General features: G+C 52.3%; 1 protein-coding gene. It reads left to right on the top strand.

All coding sequences use genetic code 11. From position 1 onward, the window contains the following. Window positions 1-983: LPXTG cell wall anchor domain-containing protein (locus QOS01_RS10280; RefSeq protein ID WP_283622257.1), on the top strand; the 983-nt coding region annotated here is incomplete at its 5' end. Window positions 984-1,178 lie beyond the last annotated feature (195 nt).

The following is a 1,178-nucleotide window of genomic DNA, read 5'->3' as shown; positions in this document are numbered from 1 at the left end:
CAATTACCTACCCAGACAAGTCAGTCGACACAATCACAGGCGATAAGCTGGTTGAAGCAAAGAAGAGTGCTGACAAGAACGAACCGAAGGTACCGGGCGACAAGGTGAAGGTCGATGACCCGAACAAGTTAACGGAAGATGAAAAGTCCGATGTTGAACAAGCCATTAAAGACGCCAACAAGGATGAGAATGGCAAGTCGACGCTGCCAGAAGGTAGCAAGGTCACGGTCGGTGACAACGGTGATGTAACGGTCACCTACCCAGATGGCTCGAAGGACACGATCCCAGGTGACCAGGTCATTGAAGGCAAGAGTGACGCTGATAAGAACACGCCAAACGTACCAGGCGGTGACAAGGTGAAGGTTGATGACCCAACCAAGTTAACGGACAATGAAAAGAACGCCGTTAAGGACAAGGTTGACGAAGCGAACTCGAACCTGCCGGATGGGACGAAGGTCACGGTCGGTGACGATGGGACGACGACCATCACGTACCCGGATGGCTCCACGAATACGATTTCAGGTCACGACTTGGTAACGGTCAAGACGGATGCGGATAAATACCCACTGAACCCTGGGCAAGCGGTCGACGTGGTTGATCCGAACCACTTGACGCAAGCCGAACAAGACCAAGTCAAGGAAGCAATTCGGACGACCAACCCAACGGCCCCAATTGCGACGATCACGGTTGATACCGCCGGGAACGTACAAGTTACCTTTGCGGACGGTAGCACGACCACGCTGCAGGCAAACCTGCACAAGCACGTGACTGAAGCGACTACTGGCTCGGCGATGAAGCCAGGTGTTGGGACCAATGGTGGCCAAACGAAGGGCGCAACGTCAACGAACCAAACCGCAACTAAGCAACAAGCACAACAACACTTGCCACAGACTGGGGACCAACCAGCTACGTGGGCAATGTTGAGTGGGCTGGGCGTAGCCTTCCTCGGCTTGCTCGGTCTGAAGAAGAAGCGCGAAGACTAAGGTAATTAATTTACCACCGCGCAACGCATAAGAAAGGGACCGGCCCTAACCAATTACGGTTAGGGTCGGTCCCTTTTTAGGTAAGCACACCATAACGACACGTATTGAAAAGTAAGCAGTAAGCAGTCAATAACGACACGTCTAGGCATGGTCAGCCAATCCTCCTATACTGAAAATATAAAATTCAGTACAGGA

The sequence above is a fragment of the Limosilactobacillus avium genome, assembly GCF_947381485.1.
GTDB lineage: Bacteria > Bacillota > Bacilli > Lactobacillales > Lactobacillaceae > Limosilactobacillus > Limosilactobacillus avium.
Note: the sequence above shows the minus strand (reverse complement) of the source record. Positions and strands in the feature narration are given on the sequence as shown.